16 protein-coding genes, 2 tRNA genes, 1 pseudogene and 1 riboswitch are annotated in these 25,749 nt (G+C 72.4%); of the genes and pseudogenes, 10 read left to right on the top strand and 9 right to left on the bottom strand.

The window, feature by feature from the left end; genetic code table 11:
• Window positions 1-73 (top strand) — tRNA-Lys (locus tag ACIBN2_RS41920).
• A gap of 93 nt (window positions 74-166) precedes the next feature.
• On the opposite strand, the gene ribA is transcribed toward ACIBN2_RS41920, so the two are convergent.
• Both ribA and ACIBN2_RS41910 read right to left on the bottom strand, forming a co-directional pair.
• Window positions 167-808, bottom strand: coding sequence for a GTP cyclohydrolase II (gene ribA / locus ACIBN2_RS41915; RefSeq protein ID WP_399142796.1), 642 nt, complete (start codon window positions 806-808; stop codon window positions 167-169).
• A gap of 105 nt (window positions 809-913) precedes the next feature.
• The gene (locus ACIBN2_RS41910; protein ID WP_399142795.1) at window positions 914-1,429 is read right to left on the bottom strand and encodes a MarR family winged helix-turn-helix transcriptional regulator; all 516 of its coding nucleotides are present in this window, start codon (window positions 1,427-1,429) and stop codon (window positions 914-916) included.
• Between the two features lie 66 nt (window positions 1,430-1,495).
• Between ACIBN2_RS41910 and ACIBN2_RS41905 the strand changes: the two genes are divergently transcribed.
• The 4 genes and pseudogenes from ACIBN2_RS41905 (at window position 1,496) to ACIBN2_RS41890 (ending at window position 5,391) form a co-directional block, all read left to right on the top strand.
• Window positions 1,496-2,629 carry a dihydrofolate reductase family protein gene (locus ACIBN2_RS41905; protein WP_399142793.1) on the top strand — a complete coding sequence of 378 codons (1,134 nt, stop codon included), beginning with the start codon at window positions 1,496-1,498 and terminating at the stop codon, window positions 2,627-2,629.
• 50 nt (window positions 2,630-2,679) lie between these two features.
• Window positions 2,680-2,753, top strand: a tRNA-Met gene (locus tag ACIBN2_RS41900).
• A 305-nt stretch (window positions 2,754-3,058) separates the two neighbouring features.
• Window positions 3,059-3,217, top strand: a riboswitch (cyclic di-AMP (ydaO/yuaA leader).
• A gap of 11 nt (window positions 3,218-3,228) precedes the next feature.
• A complete protein-coding gene (locus ACIBN2_RS41895) occupies window positions 3,229-4,254 on the top strand; it encodes a M23 family metallopeptidase (protein WP_399143028.1) in 1,026 nt (341 codons plus the stop codon).
• A gap of 154 nt (window positions 4,255-4,408) precedes the next feature.
• Window positions 4,409-5,391 (top strand): annotated as a pseudogene (locus tag ACIBN2_RS41890) (aldo/keto reductase).
• A gap of 19 nt (window positions 5,392-5,410) precedes the next feature.
• Here ACIBN2_RS41890 and ACIBN2_RS41885 read toward each other — a convergent pair.
• The 4 genes from ACIBN2_RS41885 to ACIBN2_RS41870 all read right to left on the bottom strand — a co-directional run bounded on the left by ACIBN2_RS41885 (window position 5,411) and on the right by ACIBN2_RS41870 (window position 10,457).
• Window positions 5,411-6,730 carry a PrsW family intramembrane metalloprotease gene (locus tag ACIBN2_RS41885; protein ID WP_399142791.1) on the bottom strand — a complete coding sequence of 440 codons (1,320 nt, stop codon included), beginning with the start codon at window positions 6,728-6,730 and terminating at the stop codon, window positions 5,411-5,413.
• A 70-nt stretch (window positions 6,731-6,800) separates the two neighbouring features.
• Window positions 6,801-7,673 carry a tRNA (guanosine(46)-N7)-methyltransferase TrmB gene (gene trmB / locus ACIBN2_RS41880; protein ID WP_399142790.1) on the bottom strand — a complete coding sequence of 291 codons (873 nt, stop codon included), beginning with the start codon at window positions 7,671-7,673 and terminating at the stop codon, window positions 6,801-6,803.
• 68 nt (window positions 7,674-7,741) lie between these two features.
• The gene (gene lhgO, locus ACIBN2_RS41875) at window positions 7,742-8,962 is read right to left on the bottom strand and encodes an L-2-hydroxyglutarate oxidase (protein WP_399142789.1); all 1,221 of its coding nucleotides are present in this window, start codon (window positions 8,960-8,962) and stop codon (window positions 7,742-7,744) included.
• A gap of 70 nt (window positions 8,963-9,032) precedes the next feature.
• Window positions 9,033-10,457, bottom strand: coding sequence for an MFS transporter (locus ACIBN2_RS41870; RefSeq protein ID WP_399142787.1), 1,425 nt, complete (start codon window positions 10,455-10,457; stop codon window positions 9,033-9,035).
• Between the two features lie 683 nt (window positions 10,458-11,140).
• On the opposite strand from ACIBN2_RS41870, the gene ACIBN2_RS41865 reads away from it, so the two are divergent.
• Both ACIBN2_RS41865 and ACIBN2_RS41860 read left to right on the top strand, forming a co-directional pair.
• Window positions 11,141-13,240: an asparagine synthase-related protein gene (locus tag ACIBN2_RS41865; protein ID WP_399142785.1), complete on the top strand. Its 2,100-nt coding sequence runs from the start codon at window positions 11,141-11,143 to the stop codon at window positions 13,238-13,240.
• A 98-nt stretch (window positions 13,241-13,338) separates the two neighbouring features.
• Window positions 13,339-16,701, top strand: coding sequence for a BTAD domain-containing putative transcriptional regulator (locus ACIBN2_RS41860; RefSeq protein WP_399142783.1), 3,363 nt, complete (start codon window positions 13,339-13,341; stop codon window positions 16,699-16,701).
• A 1-nt stretch (window position 16,702) separates the two neighbouring features.
• Here ACIBN2_RS41860 and ACIBN2_RS41855 read toward each other — a convergent pair whose 3' ends face one another.
• Both ACIBN2_RS41855 and ACIBN2_RS41850 read right to left on the bottom strand, forming a co-directional pair.
• Window positions 16,703-18,661 carry a sigma-70 family RNA polymerase sigma factor gene (locus ACIBN2_RS41855; protein ID WP_399142781.1) on the bottom strand — a complete coding sequence of 653 codons (1,959 nt, stop codon included), beginning with the start codon at window positions 18,659-18,661 and terminating at the stop codon, window positions 16,703-16,705.
• Between the two features lie 327 nt (window positions 18,662-18,988).
• Window positions 18,989-19,762: a TetR/AcrR family transcriptional regulator gene (locus ACIBN2_RS41850; RefSeq protein ID WP_399142780.1), complete on the bottom strand. Its 774-nt coding sequence runs from the start codon at window positions 19,760-19,762 to the stop codon at window positions 18,989-18,991.
• Between the two features lie 382 nt (window positions 19,763-20,144).
• On the opposite strand from ACIBN2_RS41850, the gene ACIBN2_RS41845 reads away from it, so the two are divergent.
• Together ACIBN2_RS41845 and ACIBN2_RS41840 are read left to right on the top strand one after the other, a co-directional pair.
• Window positions 20,145-21,524, top strand: a complete 1,380-nt coding sequence (locus ACIBN2_RS41845) for an NAD(P)/FAD-dependent oxidoreductase (protein WP_399142778.1) — start codon at window positions 20,145-20,147, stop codon at window positions 21,522-21,524.
• Window positions 21,525-21,745: 221 nt separating this feature from the next.
• Window positions 21,746-23,398 (top strand): SpoIIE family protein phosphatase, encoded by a 1,653-nt coding sequence (locus ACIBN2_RS41840; protein WP_399142776.1) that lies wholly within the window; start codon window positions 21,746-21,748, stop codon window positions 23,396-23,398.
• Window positions 23,399-23,405: 7 nt separating this feature from the next.
• Here the strand turns inward: ACIBN2_RS41840 and ACIBN2_RS41835 are convergent, their stop codons facing one another.
• A complete protein-coding gene (locus ACIBN2_RS41835; protein ID WP_399143027.1) occupies window positions 23,406-24,692 on the bottom strand; it encodes an MFS transporter in 1,287 nt (428 codons plus the stop codon).
• Window positions 24,693-24,802: 110 nt separating this feature from the next.
• Between ACIBN2_RS41835 and ACIBN2_RS41830 the strand changes: the two genes are divergently transcribed.
• Window positions 24,803-25,351 carry a MarR family winged helix-turn-helix transcriptional regulator gene (locus tag ACIBN2_RS41830; RefSeq protein ID WP_399142774.1) on the top strand — a complete coding sequence of 183 codons (549 nt, stop codon included), beginning with the start codon at window positions 24,803-24,805 and terminating at the stop codon, window positions 25,349-25,351.
• Window positions 25,352-25,749 lie beyond the last annotated feature (398 nt).

The raw sequence follows: 25,749 nt of genomic DNA, 5'->3' as shown, positions 1-25,749 counted from the left end.
GGGCCCTTAGCTCAATTGGCAGAGCAGTGGACTTTTAATCCATTGGTTGTGGGTTCGAGTCCCACAGGGCCTACCGGTGTCGGTCGGGGCACGGCCTCCGACCTTCCGCACAGCGCCCGGGACGGCTTCGGCCGGCCCGGGCGCTGTCTGCTTCCCGCGTTCGCCCTCAGCCCGCACTGAGCTCCGTCAACTGGCCGAGCGGCAGCGTGTGCTGGGTCTGGAGGACCTTGGCGCGCAGATAGCGGACGTTGTGGGCGGTGGTGAACACGCCGGTGGGGACCCGGTCGCGGACCTCGATGCCGAGGTCGCGGAGCTGGCCGGCCTTGTCGGGGTTGTTGGACAGCAGGTCGAGGGCGTCGATGCCCAGTGCCCGCAGCATCTGCGCGGCCGCCGTGTAGTCGCGGTCGTCCTCGGGCAGCCCGAGGGCCGCGTTCGCCTCGTAGGTGTCGAGGCCCTGATCCTGGAGGGCGTAGGCGTCCAGCTTGTTGTAGAGGCCGATGCCGCGGCCCTCCTGGCGCAGGTACAGCAGCACGCCGCCGCGGGTGGCTATCCGCTCGACCGCCTCGCGCAGCTGCGGGCCGCAGTCGCAGCGGGCCGAGCCGAACACGTCGCCGGTCAGGCACTCGGAATGCAGCCGGACCAGAGGCGTTGTACCGGGGGCCGGGTCGCCGAGCACGACGGCCACGTGCTCCTGGCCGTCGGTCAGGCCGTGGAAGGTGACCAGTTCGGCGTCGACGCTGTAGCCGTCCTGGAAGCGCAGCGGTACCCGGACACGGGCGCGCGTCGTGGCGGCGGGGAAGTCGGGCATACGGGGTCTCCCGGGTCCGGTCGGCATGCTTCAGATTTGAAGCAGATCTACGGAGCAGGACACTACCCCTGCTTTAAATTTGAAGCAACAGATTTGCGGCGAGGGTCACGAACAAGGACCGGAGGAGCGGCGGCGCCACGGGACGTCCTCCGAGGTGGGGCGCTCCTCGTCGTCCTCCATGGCCTCCGCGATCCCCGAGAAGATCTCCTCCAGCTGTTCGACCTGCTTCGGGGTCAGCCGGTCGAAGAGCAGGGAGCGTACGGTCTCCACATGTCCCGGCGCCGTCCGCTCCAGCACGGCCATCCCCTCGTCCGTCAGCGTGGCGAAGCTGCTGCGTTTGTCCCACTGGCAGTCCTCGCGACGGATCAGGCCGTCCTTCTCCAGCCGGGTCACGGCGTACGTCAGCCGGCTCCGGGTGATCTTCGTCTTCGCAGCCAGGTCGGTCATGCGCAGGCTGCGCTCAGGGGCCTCGGAGAGGTTGGCCAGGATGGAGTAGTACAGATGCGGCATGCCGGCGTCCTGCTGGAGCTGCCGGTCGATCGCGTCCTCCAGGAGGTGCGTCGCCGCGATGTACGCGCGCCAGGCGCGCTGCTCCTTCTCCGTGAGCCAGCGAGTCGTCATGAGTGCAGTGTAAGTTTGTTTCAAACTTTAACCAAGCCTGCCCACCGCCGAGAGTGAGCGCGTCCGATGCCGTACCCCCACGTCCTGCTGTCCGCCGCCGTCTCCCTCGACGGCTACCTCGACGACACCGGCCCCGAACGCCTCCTGCTCTCCGGCCCCGCCGACTTCGACCGTGTGGACGAGGTGCGGGCGTCGGTCGACGCGATCCTCGTCGGCGCCGGCACCATCCGCGCCGACAACCCGCGGCTGCTGGTCAACTCGCCCGGGCGCAGGGCCGCCCGGATCGCGGCGGGGCAGCCCGAGTACCCCCTCAAGGTCACCGTCAGCGGCTCCGGCGATCTGGACCCGGACGCCAGGTTCTGGCACACCGGCGGCGACAAGCTGCTCTGTACGACCGACAAGGGCGCCGAGCGGGCCCGAGCGCTCGGCCTCGCCGCCGACGTCGTCGCGCTCGGCCCCGACCTCGACTGGCGCACGCTCCTCGCGCATCTGCACGACGAACGCGGCGTACGGCGCCTGATGGTCGAGGGCGGCGGCACGATCCACACCCAGCTGCTCCAGCAGGGCCTCGCCGACGAACTCCAGCTCGTCCTCGCCCCTGTCTTCGTGGGTGACCCGGACGCACCCCGCCTCTTCGGCCCCGGCGGCTACCAGGGCGGCCGCCTTCGCCTGACGGAGACCCGGCGGATCGAGGACGTCGTCCTGATGCGCTACGAGCCCACCGCCCCCGGCACCGGCCCGCTGCCCACCGCCGCCGATCACCACTGGCTGGCCCTCGCCTGCGAGCTGGCGGCCCTGTGCCCGCCCTCCCGCACGGCCTTCAGCGTGGGCGCGGTGATCGTCGCCGCCGACGGCACGGAGCTCGCCCGCGGTCACTCGCGTGAGGGCGGCGACCCCGTCGTGCACGCCGAGGAGGCGGCCCTGGCCAAGCTCGGCCCGGCCGATCCGAGGCTGGCGTCGGCCACGGTCTACAGCAGCCTGGAGCCCTGCACCCGCCGCGCGTCCCGGCCGAAGCCGTGCGCCCGGCTGATCCTCGACGCGGGCGTACGGCGGGTGGTCACGGCCTGGCGGGAGCCCGACACCTTCGTCGCGGGCGCGGACGGCAGCGGCCTGCTGGCGGCCCGGGGTGTCGAGGTGGTCGTACTGGAGGAACACGAGGAGCAGGCCAAGGCGCCGAACCGCCATCTGCCGGGCTTCTGAGCACGTGGCGTCGGAGGCCCCGCGGATGGCGTATGCTGGTCACACAACGACGCGGGGTGGAGCAGCTCGGTAGCTCGCTGGGCTCATAACCCAGAGGTCGCAGGTTCAAATCCTGTCCCCGCTACTCAAGGCTCAGGGCCGGAATCCGGAAACGGATTCCGGCCCTGAGTGTTTTCCGCCCCGGATGTCTCACCGGGTCCTGTCACAAGTGGTGACCGGGCGACCGCTTTCCGCATAACAACTGACGCACCGTCAGAACCGGTGGGGAATCCGAGGTGAGGTCAACTCGCCCGTTTTTCGTCTCTCTTGGCCCGTACGTCCAGGCCAAGAAGCATTAATGATCAAGCAGAACAGCTTGGAATCGGCACCCCGGGTCTATTAACGTTCGATAACGCAGCGCGGTCGTCCCAGCCGTCACAAGAGGCGGCTCCGTGCGCACTGCCGAATCCCGCAAGGGAACCGGGGAACCACCACCCAGGGGTGAATCGCTTGGATGCCAGCCGTGGAGGCACGGCTGGTATACGCGCGTAGGAGACCTTCCTGCTCCGAACCCGTCAGCTAACCCGGTAGGCGTGAAGGAAGGAAAGGAGCGCGCCCACGTGGCGTCCAACCCGCCTGCCCCGGCAGCACCGTTCGTGCCGAGCACCGAGCCATTCGGCTTCCCCGCCCCCCGTTCCGACGAGGGTCCGTGGGAGGAGTGGAACCCCACCGAGGAGTCCCTCCAGCCGGTCCGCGGCCGGCACCGTGTCGCCAAGCAGCGCGGCGGTGGACTCGCCCGCAGCTCCACGGTCCTCGGCGTCGGCGTCATAGCCGCCGTCGGCGCGGGCGGCATGGCCAGCGCCAACACCGGCAAGCCGCCGGTGTCCATCTCCATGCCCGACCTGGCCTCCGTGGGCCACATGTTCGGCGGCTCCGCCGAGACGCCCAAGGGCTCGGCCACCGCGCTCAGCTCCGTCGGGGTGACCACCAAGGACGCCGGGCAGGGCGCCAGGGACGCCGGTCAGGCGCTGCGCGACCGCATCATGGCGCAGGCCGAGAGCCAGCAGGTCCAGGTCGACAGCAAGGTCCAGTCCGTCACCGAGGCGGCCATCGCCAAGCAGGCCGGCGACGCCGCCGCCAAGGCGGAGAAGGAGGCCGCGGCCAAGGCCGCCGCCGCCAAGGAGAAGGCCGAGGCGGAGGCCAAGAAGGCGGCCGAGGCGGCGCGCCTGGCCGAGCTGGCCAAGCAGTACAAGCTTCCGGTCGTGTCCTACACGATCACCGGCACCTTCGGGCAGCCCGGCTCCATGTGGTCCTCCGGTTACCACACGGGCCTCGACTTCGCCGCCCCCACGGGTACGCCCATCAAGGCCGTCCACAGCGGCACGGTCACCGAGGCCGGCTGGGCCGGAGCCTACGGCTACCGCACGATCATGACGCTCGACGACGGCACGGAGCTGTGGTTCTGCCACCAGTCGTCGATCAACGTGAGCGTGGGCCAGAAGGTCAGCACGGGCGAGGTCATCGGCCGGATCGGCGCCACGGGCAACGTGACCGGGCCGCACCTGCACCTCGAGGTCCACCCGAACGGCCAGGCCGAGGGCATCGACCCGATGACGTGGCTGCGCGGCAAGGGCCTCAACCCCTGATCCACGCCCGGACCCCGGTGGTCCCGGCGGCTTCCCCCCGACGTCGGGGCCGCCGGCGGACGTATGCGCGTCCGCCGGCCACACGCTCTGTGTTTACGTGATCTTTGCGGCATCGGCGGAATGGGCCGCTCCGGCGCATTCGTTGACGTACGGCATGACGTCCCCTTCTCTGCGCACGCTCGGCTCCTCCGGCCTGGAGGTCTTCCCGCTCTGCCTCGGCGGCAACGTCTTCGGCTGGACCGCCGACGAGGCCACGTCCTTCGCCGTGCTCGACGCCTACGCGGCCGCGGGCGGCAACTTCCTCGACACCGCCGACTCCTACTCGTCGTGGGTCGACGGCCACCAGGGCGGCGAGTCCGAGACGATCATCGGATGGGGGTCCCCCCGCTCGAGCGAAGCCGAGAGTGGGGGAGGGTCAGGTCGCGCGGCAACCGCGACGACGTGGTCATCGCGACCAAGGTCAGCCAGCACCCCGAGTTCCCGGGCCTGACGGCCGCCAACATCAAGGCCGCCGCGGACGCCTCCCTGCGCCGCCTGGGCACCGAGATCGACCTCTACTACACGCACTTCGACAAGCCGGAGGTGCCGGTCGAGGAGATCATCGGCGCGCTCGACGAGCTGGTGCGGGCGGGCAAGGTGCGGCACATCGCGGCGTCCAACATCTCGGCCGAGCGGCTGCGCGCGTCCCTCGACTTCTCCGACCGTGAGGGCCTGGCCAAGTACGTGGCGCTGCAGCCGCACTACAACCTGGTCTCACGCGACACCTACGAGGGCGAGCTCCAGGACGTGGCCGCGCGCTACGGCCTCGCGGCAGTCCCGTACTTCGCCCTCGCCGCCGGCTTCCTCACCGGCAAGTACCGGCCCGGCACGACGGTCGACAGCGCGCGTGCGGGCCGGGTGGCGCAGTACCTGGAGAGCGAGCGGGGGCAGCGGGTCCTGACCGCGCTCGACGAGATCGCCCAGGCCCACGACGCCCCGGTGCCCACCGTCGCCCTGGCCTGGCTCGCCGGCCGGCCGACGGTCGCCGCGCCGACCGCGTCCGCCCGCACGGTGGAACAGCTGCCGGCGCTGCTTCAGGTGGCGGAGCTGACCCTCACGGAGGCCGAGGTCGCGCGGCTGACGAAGGCGTCGGCCTGATCGCACGGGCCGGCGGGCCCTACGACCGGTACGGGTTGTACGCGGGATTCGGTGTCGCCGGATATCCGTACACCCCGTACACCGGCCAGGGCGCCGCGACCACGGGAACCGGGGGCGCCGTCGCGCGCGCCGCGTAGTCCAGCGCCGGGCGCGCCACCTCGCGCCGCCGCCACAGCTCGTACAGCAACTCCCTCTCCCTGACGACGAAATCCGCGCCGGCGCGGCCGCGGCGCCCCCGGTGCCGCAGGAAGGCCAGCGAGGTCGCGTACGCCTCGTACTGGGTGACCTGGCGGGCCGCGGGCCTGCCGCCGTAGTGGGCGGCGTAGTCGCGGGCCAGCCGGCGTGCCCGCATCGAACCGAGGGCGTAGGGCTCGGCGGGGGAGAGCCAGCCGGCCACGGAATAGGCGGGCAGTTCCTCGCGTACGGTGCGCAGTTCGCGCTGGCGCGTCCAGATCACCAGCCAGGTCAGCAGGCCGAACGCCGGGACCATGAAGGCGGCGTAGACGGCGAAGAACCCGTACTCGCCGAAGGTCGACGAGCCGTTCCAGATCGCGTGCATGCCCATCGCGAGCAGCAGGCCGGAGAGCGGGACGAGGATCCGCCGCAGATGCTGGCGCTCCGACGAGACCGCGGCGAGGCCGAAGCCGATGCCGGTCAGGACGGTGAAGAGCGGGTGCGCGAACGGCGACATGATGACGCGCACGAAGAACGTCGCGGCGGTGACGGAGGCGATGCCGCGTTCGCCGGTGAGCTGGTCGGTGCCGAAGGCGGTGCCCAGATAGAGGATGTTCTCGGTGAACGCGAAGCCGGTGGCGGTGACGCCGGCTATGACGACCCCGTCGACGATCCCGGTGAAGTCCCGTCTGCGGAACAGGAAGACGAGAAGGACGGCCGCCGCCTTCGCCGACTCCTCGACGATGGGCGCTATCACGGTCGCGCCGAGGGTGTCGGCGCTGGACGGATCGGCCGTCGCCGTCGCTATCCACTTCGTGGCGAAGCTGTTGGCGACGATCGCTATCAGCGCCGCCGCGCAGGCCCCCCAGGCGAAGGCGAACAGCAGGTTGCGCCAGGGGCCGGGGGCGACGCGGTCGAGCCATCGGAAGGCGGCTATGAGCAGGGGCACGGGCAGCACGGCCAGCCCGAGTCCCACCAGGAACCCTTCGGTGCCGGTCTGCTCGCGCACCAGAGCGAGGATGACGAGCCCGGAGAGCGCGAGAAGCGTGCTGAGTGCGCCGTACCGCACCCATCTGCGCTGCCACCAGTGCGCATGCCTGAGCGCACCACCGGCCGGGCCGCCGGAATGCGGCGGATGCGTCGGGTACGGGGGACTGCTGGCCACGGCATTGACCCTAACGAGGCAGGGCGCCGCCCGCGACGGTACGTCGGATTGCCCGTGCGGCCGAAGGGGTTCAGGCGCCGGTGGGGGGCTGGTTGCGGTGCTGTACGCGACGGAAGAGCAGGTCGTTCACGACATGTCCCTTCTCCAGACCCTGGCCCTCGAAACGGGTCAGCGGCCGGAAGTCGGGACGCGGCGCGAAACCGCCGTCCGCCTGGGTGTTCTCGAACGCCGGGTGCGCGCTGAGCACCTCGAGCATCTGTTCGGCGTACGGCTCCCAGTCGGTCGCGCAGTGCACGATGCCACCAGGTCTGACGCGGGTCGCGACGAGGTCGAGGAACTCCGGCTGGATCAGCCGCCGCTTGTGGTGCCGCTTCTTGGGCCAGGGGTCGGGGAAGTACACGCGCAGACCGTCCAGGGAGTCCGGGCGGAGCATCTCGCGGAGCAGGATGATGGCATCCCCGTTGCCCACCCGGACGTTGGACAGGCCCTGCTGCTCGGCCAGGTTGAGCAGATGGCCCTGGCCCGGGGTGTGCACGTCCACGGCGAGGATGTTCGTCCCCGGGTCCGCGGCGGCCATGCGCACGGTCGCCTCGCCCATCCCGAAACCGATCTCCAGCACCACGCGGTCGGTGTTGCCGAACATCTCGGCGAGATCGATCGCCTCCTGCCCGTCGATGTCCAGCCCCCACTTGGACCACAGCCGCTGCAACGCGTCCGCCTGCCCCGCCGTCACCCGGCTGCGCCGCGGCTGGAAACTCCGGATCCGCCGCTCGAAGTGCGACCCCGCGGGGTCGGCCCTCGGCCCGTCGGGAAACCGCGGCTCCCCCTTCGCCCTGGTGCGCCTGACGGACACACCGGGCACGTGCGGGGAGGGCTCGCCCGGCCGGCCGTGGGCGGGGCCGGCGGGCCGGGGGACGTCGGAGGCATTGAGCGAGTCAGACACAGTGGAGTCGATTTTACGGGGGCCGTGGGGGTGAGCGGCAGCGACGGTCCTGTGGCGCGGGGCACGCTTCACACCGCCCCCAGCATCACCAGCGCCCTCCTCGCCACCTCCCGCCCGATCGGCAGCGAAGCGGTCGCGGCGGGCGAGGGCGCGTTCAGCACGTGCACGGCCCTGGCCCCCTCCTTGATCAGGAAGTCGTCCACCAGCGAGCCGTCCCGCAGCACGGCCTGCGCCCGCACCCCCGCGTCCGTGGGCACCAGGTCGTCCTCCCCCACCGCCGGCAGCAACCTCCGCACCGCCGTCGTGAACGCCCCCTTGGACACCGACCGCCGCATCTCTCCCGCGCCGTAACGCCAGTGCCGCCGCGCCATCCGCCACGCCCCGGGCCACGCCAGCGTCCCGGCCACCTCCCGGGGCCGTACGACGCCCCAGCCGTACCCCTCGCGTGCCAGCGCCGGCACCGCGTTGGGCCCGACGTGCACGCCGCCGTCGATCCCGCGTGTGAGATGCACGCCGAGGAAGGGGAACGCCGGATCCGGCACCGGATACACCAGTCCCCGCACCAGCTCGGGCCGCGCCAGCTCGTAGTACTCCCCGCGGAAGGGCACGATCCGCATCTCCGGGTCGTCCCCGGTCAGCCGCGCCACGTCGTCGCAGTACAACCCGGCGCAGTTCACCAGCACCCGCGCCCGTACGACGTCCCCGGCCCGGGTGCGCACCGCGACCCCGAGCTCGGGCCGCCGGTCGATCCGCTCGACCCGCGCGCCGTACCGGATCTCCGCCCCCGACGCCTCGGCGAGCTGGCGGGCCACGCCCACGAAGTCGCACACGCCCGTCGTCCCGACGTGTATCGCCGCGAGGCCCCGCACCTCAGGCTCGTACTCCTCGATCTGGGTCGTGCCCAGCTCCCGCACCGGTATGCCGTTCTCCCGGCCGCGCTGCACCAGTGCGTGCAGGCGGGGCAGCTCCTCCCGCTCCGTGGCGACGATGAGCTTCCCGGTGACCGCGTGTGCGATGCCGTACTCGGCGCAGAACTTCACCATCTCGGCGGCGCCCCGCACCGCGTACCGCGCCTTGAGCGAGCCGGGGCGGTAGTAGATCCCGCTGTGGATGACCCCGCTGTTGCGCCCCGTCTGGTGCCGGGCGGGCCCCGGCTCCTTCTCCAGCACGGTCACCCGGGTCCCCGGCGCGGCACGCGTGATCGCGAACGCCGTCGACAGCCCGACGATCCCGCCACCGATCACCAGCACGTCGCAGTCATAAGCGATCTCCGGCCGCACCTGCACCACCTCCGCATTCGATAGTGCACTGCGCCACTGACAGTCGCTTCAAACGCGGGGACGCGGAGGGCGGCCGGCCTCACGCCGGCGCCATCAGCAAGGGCCTCGCCCGCTCCCTCAGCTCCACCACCCGTGGCTCGTCCCCGTAGGGCTCCAGCCGGTGCAGAAGATCCTTCACGTACTCGGTGGTGCGCGCCGAGGAGATGCGCCCCGCGACCTCCACCGCCCGCACGCCCTGCTCGCACGCGGCATCGAGGTTGCCGGACTCCAGCTCCGCGACCGCCGAGACGACCAGCCGCAGCCCGTGCGACCGTACGAACTCCTCCGTCGGTTTCGACAGCGCCTGCTCCGTGAAGCGGCGCACCTGGCGCGGAGCCTTCAGGTCCCGGTAGCACTCGGCCGCGTCCGCGGCGAACCGGTCGTAGGAGTAGAAGCCGAGCCAGGTCGGGTCGTTGTCGCCCTCCCGGGACCGCTCCAGCCATCCTTCCGCGGCCTTCAGCGCGGCGCCCGCCGCCTGGGCGTCGTTGGCGCGCGCGTGCGCGCGTGCCTCGACGAGGCGGAAGAAGCTCATGGTGCGGGCGGTCGCCAGGCCCCGGTTGCGCTCCAGGGCGGCCTGCGCGAGGTCGACGCCCTCGTCACCGAAGCCGCGGTACGTCGCCTGCAGCGACATCGATGCCAGCACGTACCCCCCGAGGGGGACGTCGGCCGCCGCGCGCGCGAGGCGCAGCGCCTGGATGTAGTACCGCTGCGCGGCCTCCTGCTGGCCCGTGTCGAAGGCCATCCACCCGGCGAGGCGCGTGAGTTCGGCGGAGGCGCCGAACAGCGCCCGCCCCACCTCGTCCGAGTACGAGCCGAGCAGCAGCGGTGCCGCCTCCACCCGTAAACATTCGGGCACCATCGACGAACGCCAGTCGCCGCCTCCGTACTTGGAGTCCCAGCGCCTGGCGTCCTCTGCGGCCTCCCGCAACTTCTGCACATCGCTGTGGCCGACTTTGAGCGGTGCGCCCGAGTCCTCGGCGGGGTTCGCCTCGCGCGCCACCGAACTGTCGGCCGGTGTTATCAGCCACCGTGAGGCCGGCGTTGCGTACGCGCTTACTGCGAACGATCCGGCCAGCGACTGCCAGATGCCACCGGAGCCGCCGCGGCGCCCGGCGAGGTCGAGACGGTACAGATCCGTCGCGGACCGCACCGCCTGTCCTACGTCCCTGGGGAAGGCGAGCCCGACTTCGGGTGCGGGATCCGCGTCCGCCAGGCCGATCTCGTGGAGCGGCACGGGGCGGCCGAGCTTCTGGCCTATCGCGGCGGCGATGAGGTGCGGCGCGGCGCCCTGCGGCACCATGCCCTTCGAAACCCAGCGCGCCACCGAGGTCTTGTCGTAGCGAAGTGTCAACCCGCGTTGAGCGCCAAGGTCGTTGACGCGTCGCGCGAGGCCTGCGTTGCTGATTCCCGCGAGGGCGAGAACGGCGCCGAGCTTTTCGTTCGGCCCGCGTTGCTCCCTGGACATGCGCCACCCCTCGACACAGACGGCTGCCGCGCTGGCATAACCACGCGGCATTCGTAAACCCAGCGTAGTTCGCCGCATCCCAAGCGTTAAGGGGCATAACTCCGGATGGCGGGATTGTGGTCCGCACGGAAGTACGGGCGCGATACGCGCAGTTGCACCGTGCTCCCGCCGTGTGGCCGTGCGCCCACGCGTGCGCTCTTCTCCGGCCAACCGGGGAGCGCTTCCATGGATGGTGCGTGGGTCGGCCCGCTGTACTGGATCCAGTGGGCTGGGGGACACCGCCGCCACCATCCCCGCGGGCGGCGGACGGGCCCGGGGGGCGAACTCCGTCTCCCGGGCTGCGCGCGGCCGATGCACTGCGCAGGGCCTGTACGGAGCGTGTCGACGCCTGCGCTTCCGTCAGGTATTTGGCCGAAAATCGACCCCGTGTTCTCCACGCAAATACGGCTCTCACCATGGAACTTGAGGGCGCGAAAGGCGTTTTCGGGGAGCGTTGCGGGGGCGCATTCGCGTCGCAGCGATCGTGCCACGTACGGGCGTTCGCCCTCTCGGAAGGGTGAGCGCACCAGCGCGTTCCGTGCAGCACAAGCCGCTCCGCCGCCCCTCCAGCGTGCGCCCTTCATGGCAGCATGGGGAACCAGTTCGTACGGTGCACTGGTTGTCCACAGCCTGTGGAGGCGTCGATGCGGTGGTTGGTGGGGTGGAGCAGCACCGCAGCGGGGGCTTTGGGTTTCGCCTCCGCGGGGGGCACCGGAGATGGCGGCGAGACCGTGCACCCGGTGGGCTCCCAGCTCCTGTGGGGCGACCCCGATCCGCTCTGGGCGGTCGGCGACTGGCGCCCCGACGAGGTGCGGGTGGTGAAGGCCGACGCCCAGACCCGGATCGCGGTGCTGGGCACGTGCGCGGCCTCCGACGAGCAGTTGCGCGTCGGGCTGTTCGCCGCGCGCGGGGGCGCACTCCGGCATCTGACGGCATGGCCGGGCAGCTACACGGCGATCGTCCAGGTCGGCCGCAGGGTCACGGTCTGCGGCGACCTCGCGGGCGCCCGTCCCGTCTTCTACACGCCCTGGGCGGGCGGCACGGCCTACGCCACGGCCGCCCTCCCGCTCGCCGACCTCATCGAGGCCAACCTCGACTTCGGCCACCTCGCCGCCCTGCTCGCCGCCCCCGACGTGCCGGCCGCGCTGCACGATTCCACGCCCTACGACGGAGTGCGGCGCGTACCGCCGGGACACGCACTGATCCTGCGCGCCGGAGCGCGCGAGATCGCCGGCTACGAGCCCGTCGCCTCCCTCGCGGTGGCGGCGCCCTCGGCGGATCCCGACAGCGCCGTCGACGCGGTGCGCGACGCGCTGGTCGAGGCGGTACGCGCGCGTCTGTCGGCGCCCAGACACGTCCCCGGGACGGACATGGACCCCGGCCCGGTGCCCGGCATGGGCCCGGCGGAGCGGCGCGCCGCGCGCGGGATGCCGGTCGCCGGCATCGGCGCGGACCTCTCCGGCGGACCGGCGTCCGGCACGCTGGCGCTGCTCGCCGCGGGCCTGCCCGGGATGCCGGGCACGGTCCTGGGCCACGGCACGGGCGCGGGGGAGCGCCTGCTCGCGGTCACCTTCAACGACCTGGCCGTCGGCGGCCGGGAGGCCGAACTGGAGCGGGCGGGCAGCCTGGCCGCCAACCCGCGCCTGCACCACGTGGTGGTGACGGGCGGCGAGGAGGCGCTCCCGTACGCCGAGTTGGACGGTCCGCTGACCGACGAACCGGGCCAGTGCCTGGTGACGGCGGCACGGCACCGGGCACGGCTGGCCTCGGGCAGCGCCGACCACTTCACGGGCTACGGCGCCCGCCAGGTCCTGGACGCGCACCCGGCCCGGCTGGCCGACCTCCTGATGGACCGCAAGCGCCGCCACCTCGTACGCCCCGTGGCCGCACTCGCCAAGGCCGACGGCTCGGTGATGGTCCCCGCGCGCGTGTACGGCGCGGCCCGCCGCCTGGCGCGTACGCCCTACCGCGCCGGTCTCGAGGTCCTCGCCGACCGCCTGCTGCAACGCCGTTTCGACGAGCCGGGGGGAGCCGTCGGAGCTTCCCTGGCGGCCCTCACCTGGGCCAGGCCGGGCCCCGCGGCACGCTGGCTGACCGGCGAGGCCCTGGCTGAAGTATCGGTTCGCCTGCAGGCGTCCACGGGCCGTTCGGGCGTGGGTCCCGGCCAGCGTCCCGGCGACTACCGCGCGCGTGCCGCCCTGGCCCGCCACGCGGCAGACCTGCGCGTGCTGGAGCAGGCGGCCGAGATCCGCTCCCAGCGCCTGCACGCGCCCTTCCTGGACAACCAGGTCGTCCGCGCCTGCCGGACCCTCCCCGAGGCCCTGCGCGTCCAGCCGGGCGCCCGTGCCTCCATCCTGAGCACGGTCCTGGAGGGCGCCGGCGTCAGCGACCTCCCGCCCGGCTGGGGCGTCCCCTCCCACGCCTCGGCGGCGGTGGCCGCCCGCACCGGCCTCCGGGTCGCCGCCGACTCCCTGATGGCCCTCTTCGGCACCCCCCTCCTCGCCGAGGCGGGCCTGGTCGAGGCCCGCACGGTCCGCAAGGCCCTGCGTGCGGCGGCAGCCGGCGAACCGCTCCCTCTGGACGGCCTCGCCGACCTCGTCTCCCTGGAACTCTGGCTCCGCCGCCTCCTGGCCCGCCGGGGCACCTGCTGGACAGGCACCCCGGCCCGCCAGCGGGCGGTACCCGCGGGGATCCATCCGCAGCGGGGGGCGCTGGCCTCCGGCGAGGGTGCGGGGGTTGCCTAGCCTTTCCACCGACGGGACGGATGAGGGTGGCCGGGGCGAAAACACCCACCGCCCCGAAACCCCGTGCCGCACACAGGCACCCCGGCGACAATGACCCGGTGCGGTACAACATCCTGGGCGTGACCCGGGCCGAGGACGACCACGGCACCGCCGTACCCGTCCCCGGCCCCCGCCTCCGCACCCTCCTCACCGCCCTGGCCCTGCGCCCCGGCCGGGTCACCACCCCCGGCACCCTCATCGACGAGGTCTGGTCGGACATCCCGCCCCACGACGCCCCCGCCGCCCTCCAGGCCCTGGTCGCCCGCCTCCGGCGCACCCTGGGCAAGGACGCGATCACCTCCGCCCCCGGCGGCTACCGCCTGGAGGCGGCCGAGGACGACGTGGACCTGTTCGTGTTCGAGCGACTCGTACACAAGGGCACGGCGGCCCTGAACCAGGACGACCCGCAGACCGCCGCCCGCACCCTGGCCGAGGCCCTCGCCCTGTACCGCGGCCCCGCCCTCGCGGACCTCCCCGACCGCACCGCCGCGGCCCGCCCGGAGGCCCTGCACCTGGAGGCGACCCGCGCCCGCATCGACGCGGACCTGCGCCTCGGCCGCGCCCACGCCGCCGTACCGCACCTGAAAGAACTGACCACGGCGCACCCGTACGACGAACCGCTGCACGCCCTCCTCATCCGCGCCCTGCGCGACACGGGCCGCACGGCGGACGCCCTCGCCGCGTACGAGACCGCCCGCCGCGCCCTGGCCGACGGTCTCGGCACCGACCCGGGCCCCGGACTGCGCGCCCTGCACTCGGAACTGCTCGCCCCGCCGTCCCGGGCACCCGGACACGAGCGCCCGCACCCGTCCACCCCGGCCCCCGAGCCCGCCCGCGCCGGCAACCTCCGTCCGCGGCTTACCTCTTTCGTGGGCCGGGAACCTGAACTCGACGCCATCCGTTCCGAATTGCACAGGGCAAGACTCGTCACCCTCACCGGCCCCGGCGGCTCCGGAAAGACCCGCCTCGCCGAGGAAGCCGCCGCCGGGCTTCCGCAGGCGTGGCTGGTCGAGCTGGCCCCGCTCGACCGGCCGGAGGCGGTGCCCGGAGCGGTGGTCAGCGCGCTCGGTCTGCGCGAGACCGTGCTGATGACCACCGAGCTGACGGCCCCGCAGGACGACCCCGTCGCCCTGCTCGTCGAGTACTGCGCCCCGCGCAGCCAGCTCCTGATCCTTGACAACTGCGAACATGTCATCGAGGCGGCGGCCACCCTCGCCGAGACGCTGCTCACCCGCTGCCCGGGACTCACGGTCCTCGCCACCAGCCGTGAACCCCTGGGCGTCCCCGGCGAGTCGGTGCGCCCGGTCGAACCCCTCGTCCCCGACCAGGCACTGCGCCTCTTCGAGGAGCGCGCCTGCGCCGTCCGTCCCGACGCGGAGGCCGTGCTGCGCGACCGTGAGGCGGTCCAGGAGATCTGCCGCCGCCTGGACGGCCTGCCGCTCGCCATCGAGCTCGCCGCGGCCCGGCTGCGGCTGCTCACGCCGCGGCAGATCGCCGACCGCCTCGACGACCGCTTCCGCCTCCTCACCTCCGGAAGCCGCACGGTCCTGCCCCGCCAGCAGACCCTGCGCGCGGTCGTCGACTGGTCCTGGGACCTGCTCGACGAGCGGGAGCGCACGGTGCTGCGCGAGGTCTCCGTGTTCGCCGGCGGCTGGGACCTCGCGGCCGCGGAGGCCGTGTGCACCGGCCCGGCGGCCGATCTCGTCGGGGCGCTCGTCGACAAGTCCCTGATCGTGGCCGCCCCGTACGGACCCGGCACCCCGTACGACCAGGACGGCTCGGCCGGCATGCGGTACCGCATGCTGGAGACCATCCACGAGTACTCCGCGGAGCGCGCAGCCGAGGCCCCCGAGGCGCGTGCCGGAGCCGAGCTGCGGCACCGCGCATGGGTGCGCGCACTGGTGGCGAAGGCCGAGCCGCTGCTGCGCTCCGCCGATCAACTCCCGTGGATCTCCCGCCTGGAGACCGAGCTGGACAACATCCGCGCGGCCTTCCACCGTGCGCTCACCTGCGGCGACGAGGAGGAGGCGGGCGCCCTCGCGCTCGACATGGGCTGGTTCTGCTGGCTGCGCAACTACCGTCCGGAGGCCATCGGCTGGCTGGACCGCACCCTGCGCCTGGGCGCGACCCTGGACGCGCTCCCCGAGGCCACGGTCTCCCGGCCCGCCACCCCGTCCCTCACCACCGGCCGGACGACCGGTGCGGGGGCGGCCGGACCCGTCGGCCCGGTCGACCCCGTGGACGCCTTCCTGGCCGCCCCGGACGGCGAGTCGGGACACCCGCGGCACCGGCTCCGGATGAACCTCCGGATGCTGCATGTGTTCCTGAGGTCGGACTCCGAGCGGATGGACGACGGCGCCCTGGACGACCGGATGCGCGCGTACATCACCCGGCTGAGGGACCACTTCGCGCGGGGCGGCCCGGACGCGGCCCGTCTGCCGGGCATCGCCTGGCCGCTGGCGACCTTCGTCCTGGGCTCGGCGGACGCCCGTGCCGCCCTGGACGAGACGGTCGCCAACTGCCGTGTGCACGGCGACGACTGGGCGATCGGCGTCGCCCTGATGTTCCGCACGCACATGGCCGTCGACTCATCGGGCGGCCTGAAGGGCGTCGACGAGGACCTCGCGGAGCTCAGGGTGCTGAGCCGCCGCGTCGGCGACCGCTGGATGCGGGCCCAGGTGTGCAGCGCGGCCGGCGAGGCCGCGATGGCCCGCAGCAGGATGGACGACGCCAAGAGCGAGTACGACGAGGCCCTGCGGCTCGCCTACGAGGTCGGGGCGTACGCCGAGACGCCGTTCCTGATGGCCCGGCTCGCCGAGATCGCCTACCGCGGGGGCGACCGTGCGAGCGCCCTGCGCGGGCTCGACGAGGCGACGGCGGCCGCCGACCGGTACGGGGTGCCGGACACCAGGGCGTTCCTCCTGCTGATGCGGGCTCAGCTCGCGCTGGACGAGAAGGACACCGCCCGTGCGCGGGAGATGGCCGACGCGGCCCGCGTGGAGGCCGGACGGGGCACACTGCCGCCGCAGTTCATGGTGATGCTGAGCGCGGTCGACACCCTGGTGACGGTCGCCGAGACCGGCCCGGAGCGCGGTCTTCCGAAGCTGGCGCACACCATCCGCGAGGCGGTGGACCAGCGGTGCGCGGACGTGGTCACGGCGACCCTCGTGGACCACGCGGCGGTCCTGCTGTCCGACCTCGGGCAGCATCCGCGCGCGGTCCGTCTGCTCGCCGCCGCGGAGAACTGGCGTGACGGCGCACCGCGCCCCATGCCGGAGCGCGCCGAGGCCGAGCGCGCCGAGAGCGCCGCCCGCACCGCGCTGAGCGCCCAGGAGTACGACGCGGAGATCGCCCGGGGCGCGCACCTCACGTTCGACGAAATCCTCGCCGAACTGGACGAGGCCGTGCGCGTCCACCGGTGAACTACGAGCAGGTGAACTTCGACTCGGCCCAGTCCGCTAGCGTCAGGGAGTCGAAGCTGCTCTGCGGCGAGACGACCAGCCGTACGGTCCTGCGCCCGGCGAGGTTCACATGGACCGCGGCCGCCGGACCGCCGCCCTGGAGCAGCCCGGACCGCCACAGCGGGACGCCGTCGGCGTAGACGGAGAAGTAGACCTTGCCGATGCCCAGGGTCATGTCGTCGACGCCCACCACGGCGTCGTAGGCCGAGCAGGCGCGGTTGAGGTCGATGGTGACGGAGGACTCGCCGTGCACGGTCACACCGTGCGCGTACTGCTTGCCGGCGATCGACATGCCGTACCGCTGCCAGACCCAGCTGCTCTCGCCGAGCCGCATCTCCGGCTTCGTGCCGTCGCCGGTGAGGTTGTAGGCCAGCGTGCTCCACTCGTAGACCACCGGGGGCGGCGGGGGAGTCGGCGTCGGCGTGGGGGTGGGGGTGGGCTTCGGGGCCGGCTTCGGCTTGGGCTTGGGGGTGGGAGCCGACTTCGGGGTGTGCTTCGGCCGGGGGGACGGCGTCGGGGTGGGTGTCGGCTCGGAGGCCACCACCGGTACGAACGGCGGCTTCGGCGCGGGCGTCTTCTTCGGCGGCGCCGGCTTCGGCGACGCGGGACGGACGGACGGCGTGGAGGCGGGCGGCTTGGCGTCCTGCTTCCTGGCCGGGGCGTCGCTGCCGGACAGCGCGAGCGCGACGGCCACGCCCGCCGCGGCGACGACAGCGGCGGCGATGCCGACCTTCGCGGGCGCGCCCAGCCCCTCGGAGGCCGCCGCGCCACCGGCGCCCGCGCCGCCGGACGAACCGCCGCCCGCCGCCGCGGCCGCACCCGCCACGCCCGCGGCACCGGCTCCGGTGCCGCCGGCGATGAGCGCGGCCGCCTTGGCGTACCCGGCGGCGCCGAACCAGCCGATGACCGCGACCGGCACGACACCGGGGATACCGCCGGCGACTTCCTTGATCTGCCCCGCGGCCAGGCGGCACTTGGCGCACTCCTCCAGGTGCTTGCGCAGCCCCCGCTCGGCACGGGTGCGCAGCCCGCCGCGGGCGTAGGCGCCGAGCCGATCCGCGTAGCGGGCGCACTCCTCGTCGTCGGCGAGCGCGGCGCTGACGTGGGCCTGGAGGTACGCCTGCTTCAGGCCCTCGCGGGCGCGGCTTGCGAGCACGCGCGTGCCGTTGGCGTCGAGTCCGAAGAGCGTGGCGACGTCGCTCGGCGACTCGTCCTCGACCTCGGTGTGCCACAGCACGGCCTGCCAGCGCTCGGGCAGTGACCGGAACGCCTGCATGGCCATGGACTGCTCGGCCACGTGCATCGCCCGCACGTCGGCGCCGAGGTCGAGCGTGTCGTCGTCGGAGACCTCGGAGGAGCGCGCGGCCTGCGCGGCGAAGACCGCGAAGTCGTCGACCAGGTGCTCCCGCTTGGCTGACTTCGTCCAGCTCGCGGCCACCCGCCGGACGCTGGTGAGCAGATACGCGCGTACGGCGTGCTCGGGGCCGTGCCCGCCGCGTACGGCCTGGAGCATGCGGGCGAAGACCTCGGCCGTGAGGTCGTCCGCGGTGTGGGCGTCGCGGCAGCAGGTGCGGGCGTAGCGGCGCACGGCGTCCGCGTGGCGCCGGTACAGCTCCTCGTACGCCGTGTCGTCGCCGGAGCGCATCCGCACGATCAGGTCGGCGTCGGACGGCGGGAAGTCCCTCGGCGGCGGCAGCACGCTGTCCTCGTGCAGCTCGCGCTGCGCCGGGACGGTGCCCTCTGCCGGGTCGACGGGTTCGACAGGCCCGACGGGCTCGCCGCCCTGCATGGGAATGACGGTCTCGGCGGGGCCACCGCCCTGCGGCGTGCCCGCCCGTCCGCCCTGACTCGGCACCTGCGGTGGGCCGCCGGTTCCCTCGTCGCCGTCACCCGGCGACCCGTCCCGCCCGTCGAAGCTCATCGCGGAACGCCCCTGCCGCCGCCTGACCCACCAGTCCCGAACACCGGGTCAGAGTGCCATATTGGCTTTTGTTCAGGACCCCGCAGGGCGGACCATCCACTCGTCCGTGGGGACTTGTCGTGCCGTAGTACTGGGCGTCCCCCATTCGGGGAAGGCTCAATTGACGTTCATTGAACGGCAGTTGGGCGGCATACCGGAAATGTCCGGTGCGTACTCGGCATCGGATCATTCCCGGCATCGGATCGCCCGCGGCCTCGCGGCTGCCCCGCGCACGCCGGGCAGGTGGGCTGCGCAGCGCCCACCCTCCACCGCGACCGTTTCAGCTGGTCAGGCAGGCCGTGACCGCAGTCCTTCGAGCAGGATGTCCAGCAGCCGCGAGGAGGCGGCCGCCTGCTGCGCCGCGTCCGGCAGCGAGGGCGCCGCCGTGGCGATGACCAGCAGGACGTCCGACACCGACACATCGGGCCGCAACTCACCGGCCGCGCGCGCCCGCTCCACGAGCTGGCCCACGACCTCGAGCAGTGCCGCCGCGCCCGTGTCGTCCTCGTCCACGGCCTTCGGGGCTTCCTCGGAGACCAGGCGCAGTTCGCCGGAGCCCGGCTGGATCCGCTGCTGCGGCACCCGGGCCTCGTCGAACACCATGCCGTCGAGGCGTCCGTCACCCTCGTCGGTGACCGAGACCCGCAGCACCTGCGGCGGCAGCAGCCGTCCGGCGCCCGAGGCCACCGAGGTGCGCAGGAAACGCGAGAGCGCCGACCACGGCTCGTCCTCCTGGCCGAGCGCCGCCCGGGCCTGCTCGGTCAGCCGGGAGGTCTCCTCCTCGGCTATCCGCCGCACCAGGACGTCCTTGCTCGGGAACCGCCGGTACACGGTCCCCACACCCACCCGCGCCCGGCGCGCCACGTCCTCCATCGGCGCGCCGTAACCCAGTTCGCCGAAGACCTCCCGCGCGGCGCGCAGGACGTGCTCCAGATTGCGCTGTGCGTCCACGCGCAGCGGCGTCGAACGCGAACCGTCGCGTCCGTTGCCCGCCGCCGCGCTCACCATGCCGCCGGCTGTCAGTGCTGACGCGGACGACCAATGAGAGTTCTGAACATGCATAAGTGTTCCCCCGGTAATGACGTCTCCCCCCGGAGACTCTCCCCGCCATCGGTTGCCGGAGCGCGGGAACATGCCCGGTTCACCGGTCCGCCCCTCGCGGACTCGATGAGCGATGAGCACATCCCCCTACACCCCGTCGACACACGAACATAGTTGAGCGAGGGTCAATTCAGAAGGGGCAGGTTCCGCACGGAGCGCCCCCCGATCGGACCACGGGCCGCTTACGTCCCGATTACGCCCTACAAGGTCACCCGGCGCACACCCGCTGACCTGCGGTCCTTCCGCGCACTCGGGCAATTCGGCCAACCCTGGGCGTCCTGGGCGGGTGGTCACACAAATTGTCGGGGCTGTGGACAAACTCAAGCGCTGGGTGCGTCATGGGATGGTGAAGGAACGTGCGCGCATTCTCGTTGTCGGCGGCGGCTACGTCGGGATGTACACGGCTCTGCGCCTCCAGCGGAGGCTGAAACAGGAACTCAGGCGGGGCGAGGTCGACATCACCGTCGTCACTCCCGACCCGTACATGACCTATCAGCCGTTCCTTCCCGAAGCGGCGGCCGGTGCCATCTCCCCCCGCCACGTCGTCGTACCGCTGCGCCGCGTCCTCGACCAGTGCCATGTCGTGGTCGGCGAGGTGCAGTCGGTCAACCACGCCAAGCGCACCGCCACCCTCACCACCCTCGCCACCGAGGAGGAGGGAGCGGGCCCGGAGCAGCTGACGTACGACGAACTCGTCCTGGCGCCCGGCTCGATCGCGCGCACCCTGCCGATCCCCGGCCTCGCCGAGCACGGCATCGGTTTCAAGTCGGTCGAGGAGGCCATCGGCCTGCGCAACCACGTCATCGAGCAGATGGACATCGCCTCCTCCACCCGCGACCCCGAGATCCGTGACGCGGCGCTGACCTTCGTCTTCGTCGGCGGCGGGTTCGCCGGGGTCGAGGCGCTCGGCGAACTCGAGGACATGGCCCGCTACGCGGCCCGCCACTACCACAACGTCCAGCCCGAGGACATGAAATGGATCCTCGTGGAGGCCTCGGACCGCGTCCTGCCCGAGGTCGTCGAGGAGATGGGCCGCTACACGGTCACCGAGCTGCGCCGCCGCAACATCGACGTACGCCTGCACACGCGCCTGGAGTCCTGTGCGGACCGGGTCGCCGTCCTCAGCGACGGCTCCCGCTTCCCGACCCGTACGGTCGTGTGGACGGCCGGCGTGAAGCCCCATCCGCTCATCGCCGCGACCGACCTGGCCCGCACCGACCGGGGCAGGCTGAAATGCACCCCCCAGCTGACCGTCGAGGGAACCACGCACGCGTGGGCGGCAGGAGACGCGGCCGCCGTCCCCGACGTCACCGCGGCCGAACCGGGCGCCGAGACGGCCCCCAACGCCCAGCACGCGGTCCGCCAGGCCAAGGTCCTCGGCGACAACATCGCACACGCGCTGCGTGACGAGCCCCTGGAGACGTACGCCCACAAGTACGTCGGCTCGGTCGCCTCCCTCGGCCTGCACCAGGGCGTCGCCCACGTCTACGGGCGCAAGCTGAAGGGCTACCCTGCGTGGTTCATGCACCGCGTGTACCACCTGAGCAGGGTGCCCACCTTCAACCGCAAGGCCCGCGTCCTGGCCGAATGGACGCTGTCGGGCCTCTTCAAGCGGGAGATCGTCTCCCTCGGTTCCCTCGAACATCCGCGGGCGGAGTTCGAACTCGCGGCCGGTGGAAAGCCTCCGACCGACCCCGTCGGCGACCCGAAGGGGTCCTCCTGACCGGACCGAGGAACTCCGCCGCCCGGGAGGGCGTCCCACGGATGTCGCCCCGGTGAGCGACACTGCCACACTGATCCCGCCCCAGGGCGAGCGGCCGCTCGCCCCCCGCACCCAAGAGGTCTTCCCACCGTGCTGCATCCCGGGGGCGTCACCCCCCAGCCCTCCGGGCAGGTCCGGAGCCGGCCCAAGACGCCGAAGACGACGACACGAGGCAAGGATTCGTGAACTTCACGCGCTGGAGCGCCCGGCTCCCCGGAACGCAGCGCCGCGCCGCGGGGCGGACCGATCACGCGGTCGCCCCCGAACGGCCGGCCGAGACCGCGAGCTCCGTCCCCGCGGCCCGCGTCGAACACCTCACCGACGAGCACGCGCCCGTGCCGGCCGTCGACGAACTGCCCGTCCGCGAGGTCCTCGACCGCGTCCCCGCCCTCGTCGCCCTGGTCCACGGCCCCGACCACCGGGTCGCCTACGTCAACGACGCCTATGTGGCGGCCTTCGGCGTACGCCCCCTGGACGAGCCCACCCGTGACGCGCTCCCGGAACTCGACGAACTGGGCCTGCTCCCGCTCCTCGACCAGGTCCTGCGCAGCGGCAGACCCCGCACACTGAAGTCCCGCAAGGCCCCCGACGGCCGCTCCTACACCTTCACCTGCACCCCGGTCACCGACGGGGACGACGGCGGTGTGCTGGTCTTCGCCACCGACGTCACCGACCACGCCGAAGCCGCCGAACGCCTGCGCGCCAGCGAGCGCAGCCAGCGCGAGACCGCGGTCACCCTCCAGCGCTCACTGCTGCCCCAGGAGCTGGAACAGCCCGACGACCTGCGCGTCGCGGCCACCTACCAGCCCGGCGGCACGGAGGCCGCGGTCGGCGGCGACTGGTACGACGTCATCACCCTCGGCGGCGGCCGCACGGCCCTGGTCATCGGCGACGTGATGGGCAGAGGCGTACGCGCCGCGGCCGTCATGGGCCAGCTCCGCACGGCCGTGCGCGCGTACGCCCGCCTCGACCTGCCCCCGCACGAGATCCTCCAGCTCCTCGACGGCCTCGCCGCAGAGATCGACGCCAACCAGATCGCCACCTGCGTCTACGCCATCCACGACCCGAACGAGGGGCGCCTGGTGTACGCCTCCGCCGGCCACCTGCCGATCCTGGTGCGCGACGAGAGCGGCACCGTCCTGCGCGCCGACGAACCCACCGGCCCGCCGCTCGGCACGGGCGGGTGGATGCACGCCTCGGGCTCGGTTCCGCTGGGCCCCGGCGCCACGGCCGTGCTCTACACCGACGGCCTGGTCGAACGCAGGGACCAGGACCTGGACGAGGGCATCGCCTCCCTGGAGCGAGCCCTCGCCGGCGCGACGGGCACGCCCCAGGTCGTCTGCGACCGCCTGGTCCGCTCGGCGGGCGTCACCGCGGACCACGACGACGACGTCGCCGTCCTCGTCCTTCAGCACCCGGCCCGCACCGGCCCCGACAGCGACCTGTTCCGGAACGCGGCCCTGGAGCTCCTCGGCGGCGTCGAAGCGGCCCCACGCGCGCGTGCCTTCGCCTCCGGGGTCCTGACGAGCTGGCGGTTCCCGTCCGAGCTGCACGACCTGGGCGTCCTGGCGGCGAGCGAACTGGTCGCCAACTCCCTACAGCACGGCACGCCCCCCATGCGCCTCCGCCTGCGCCGCACCGACCGCCGCCTGATCATCGAGGTCACCGACGGCGACGACCACCTCCCCCGCCGACGCCGCGCGGAGCCGGTCGACGAGTCCGGCAGAGGCATCGCGATCGTCGCGACCATCGCCTCGAACTGGGGATCACGGCGCACGCCCGGAGGGGGGAAGGCGGTCTGGTGCGAGTTCGTCCTGCCGAGGACCGCCGGCTGACCGCCGCCTACGCCTCCGCGGTCACCGGCTCGGCGGACGCCCCACCACGAGCGACCACCCGGCTCCGCCCCAGCCACGGCTGATCCTGTACGGCGGTGAGCTGCCGCCCCAGCCGTACGGCGAGGAAGGTGATGCCCAGCGAGAACACCAGGAACGTCACCACGTACGGCGCGGGCAGCGAGGCCCCCATCGGCCCCCCGACGGCCGGCCCCACGGCCAGCGCCAACTGCTTCACCAGGGCGAACACGGAGTTGTACTGCCCGGCCATCCCGCTCGGCGCCAGATCGGCGACCAGCGGCGCGACGGTCGGCGACAGCATCGCCTCACCGAGCCCGAACAGCGCGTACGTCGACACGAAGGCCGCCGTCGCCATCTCCCGGCTGCCGTGCCCGAGCCCGGCGTAACCGGCCGCGACCCACGCCACGGCCCAGATCAGCCCGACACCGGCGATCACCCGCGAGCGCCGGCGCCGCTCGACGAACTTCAGCACGGCGAACTGCGCGACGACGATCATCAGCGTGTTGGCGGCCAGCGCCGTCCCCAGCGCCGACGTCGAGATCCCGGCGGCCTCGACGCCGTAGGCGCTCAGCCCCGACTCGAACTGCCCGTAGCAGGCGAAGAAGAGCACGAAGCCCAGCACGGACAGCTGCACCATGGCCCGGTTGCCGAGCAGCTGCTTCCAGCTTCCCTTGGCCGACGCGGCGGGCGCGCCCTCGATCCGCGGCGCCCGCGGCATCCGCACGCTCGCCATCACGCCCACCAGCACGAGAAACATCGCCGCCTCGATGGAGAACAGCAGGGTGAAGGAGTCGACGCGCGTAGCGTCGACGAGATGGCCGCCGATGAGGCCGCCGACACCGAGCCCCAGGTTCTGCAGGAAGAACTGCATGGCGAAGGCACGCGAGCGCGTGTCGGCCGTGGAACAGTCCACGATCATCGTCGCGAGCGCGGGCTGCATCACGGCCTGGCCGGCGCCGAGCGCGGCCGCCGACAGCAGTACGGCTGTCGGCCTCCCCGCCAGCCCCAGACTCAGCGCGCCCACGGCAGCCGTGACCAGGGCGGCGAGAAGGACCGGGCGGGGACCGCGCCGGACGATGGCCCGCCCGGCGAACGGCAGCACGATCAGCGCGGCCACGGCGAAGACGGCGAGGACGAGCCCCGCCGTCATGGCTCCAAGACCCCGCACCTGCGCCACATAGACGTACAGGTAGGGGACGGTGAAACCGAGCCCGAACGCGCTGAGTGCGTTCCCCACGTGGATCCGGCGCATCGCAGCGCCCATCGCCCTGGTCACGTTCACCTCTCTCACTAGTTAGGAGTGAAGACTTCGAAGCTAAAGTTCGAGGCTAAAGAGTACATAATCAAGGACTTCAAGGCAAAGGAGCTGCGTGCCATACTGCGTCCATGGCCCAGACCCCCGGCGTCACGGAGCCGACCCTCGAAGAGCAGATCGCCGCATACCAGCGGGAGTTCCGGGACCTCGACCCTCAGGTCGAGAAGATCGTCTCGGCGCTCTCCCGGCTGAACCGCCGTATGAACGTCGCCTACGGCCGCCAGACCGCCGCCCTCGGCATCAGTAACGCCGAGTGGGAGGTCCTGAAGGCGCTGGTGCTCTCCGGCGCCCCCTACCGCCTGGGCCCGAGCGACCTCGCCAAGCGCCTCGGCCTGACGCCGGCCGCGATGACCCACCGGATCGACCGCATGGTCGGCGAGGGGCTGGTGACCCGGGAGCGCGACGAGTCCAACCGGGTCCGGGTGATCGTGGAGCTGACGGCGGAGGGCCGAGAGAAGTGGCTCGAGGCGATGCGCCTCGCCACGGTCTTCGAGGAGGACCTCCTCCAGGACCTCTCCCCGGCGGATCGCACCGTCCTCGACGAGGTCCTCACCCGCCTCCTGCGTAGGGTGGAACACGCCCAGCCGGACGCCGGCGGACGCCTCACCGACCTGGACTGAGGCCCCGGAGAAAAGATCTTGACACGGGGTGCTTGACAGGCCCTCGCAGGATCCGTAAAGTTCTTCGGGTTGCCACGGGGCCGTAACGGTTCTTCGGCAGCAACTCCGCCGCACTAGCGGCAAACCAAACCAAAGCACGATCTCCCAAGCGGGTCGATTTCGGCATGCTCGAATTCAATTTCGCGTGGGACTGGGCGGCCCGATTGGGAATCGCCGAGAGAATCCGCTAAGGTTTGAGACGTCGGAACGGCCCAACAGCCGGGAAGACAACCCCTTCTGACTGGGAATCAGACGCCGAAAGGATCTGATAGAGTCGGAAACGCAAGACCGAAGGGAAGCGCCCGGAGGAAAGCCCGAGAGGGTGAGTACGAAGGAAGCGTCCGTTCCTTGAGAACTCA

Origin of the sequence: Streptomyces sp. NPDC050534 (assembly GCF_044457745.1) — a bacterium.
GTDB lineage: Bacteria > Actinomycetota > Actinomycetes > Streptomycetales > Streptomycetaceae > Streptomyces.
Note: the sequence above shows the minus strand (reverse complement) of the source record. Positions and strands in the feature narration are given on the sequence as shown.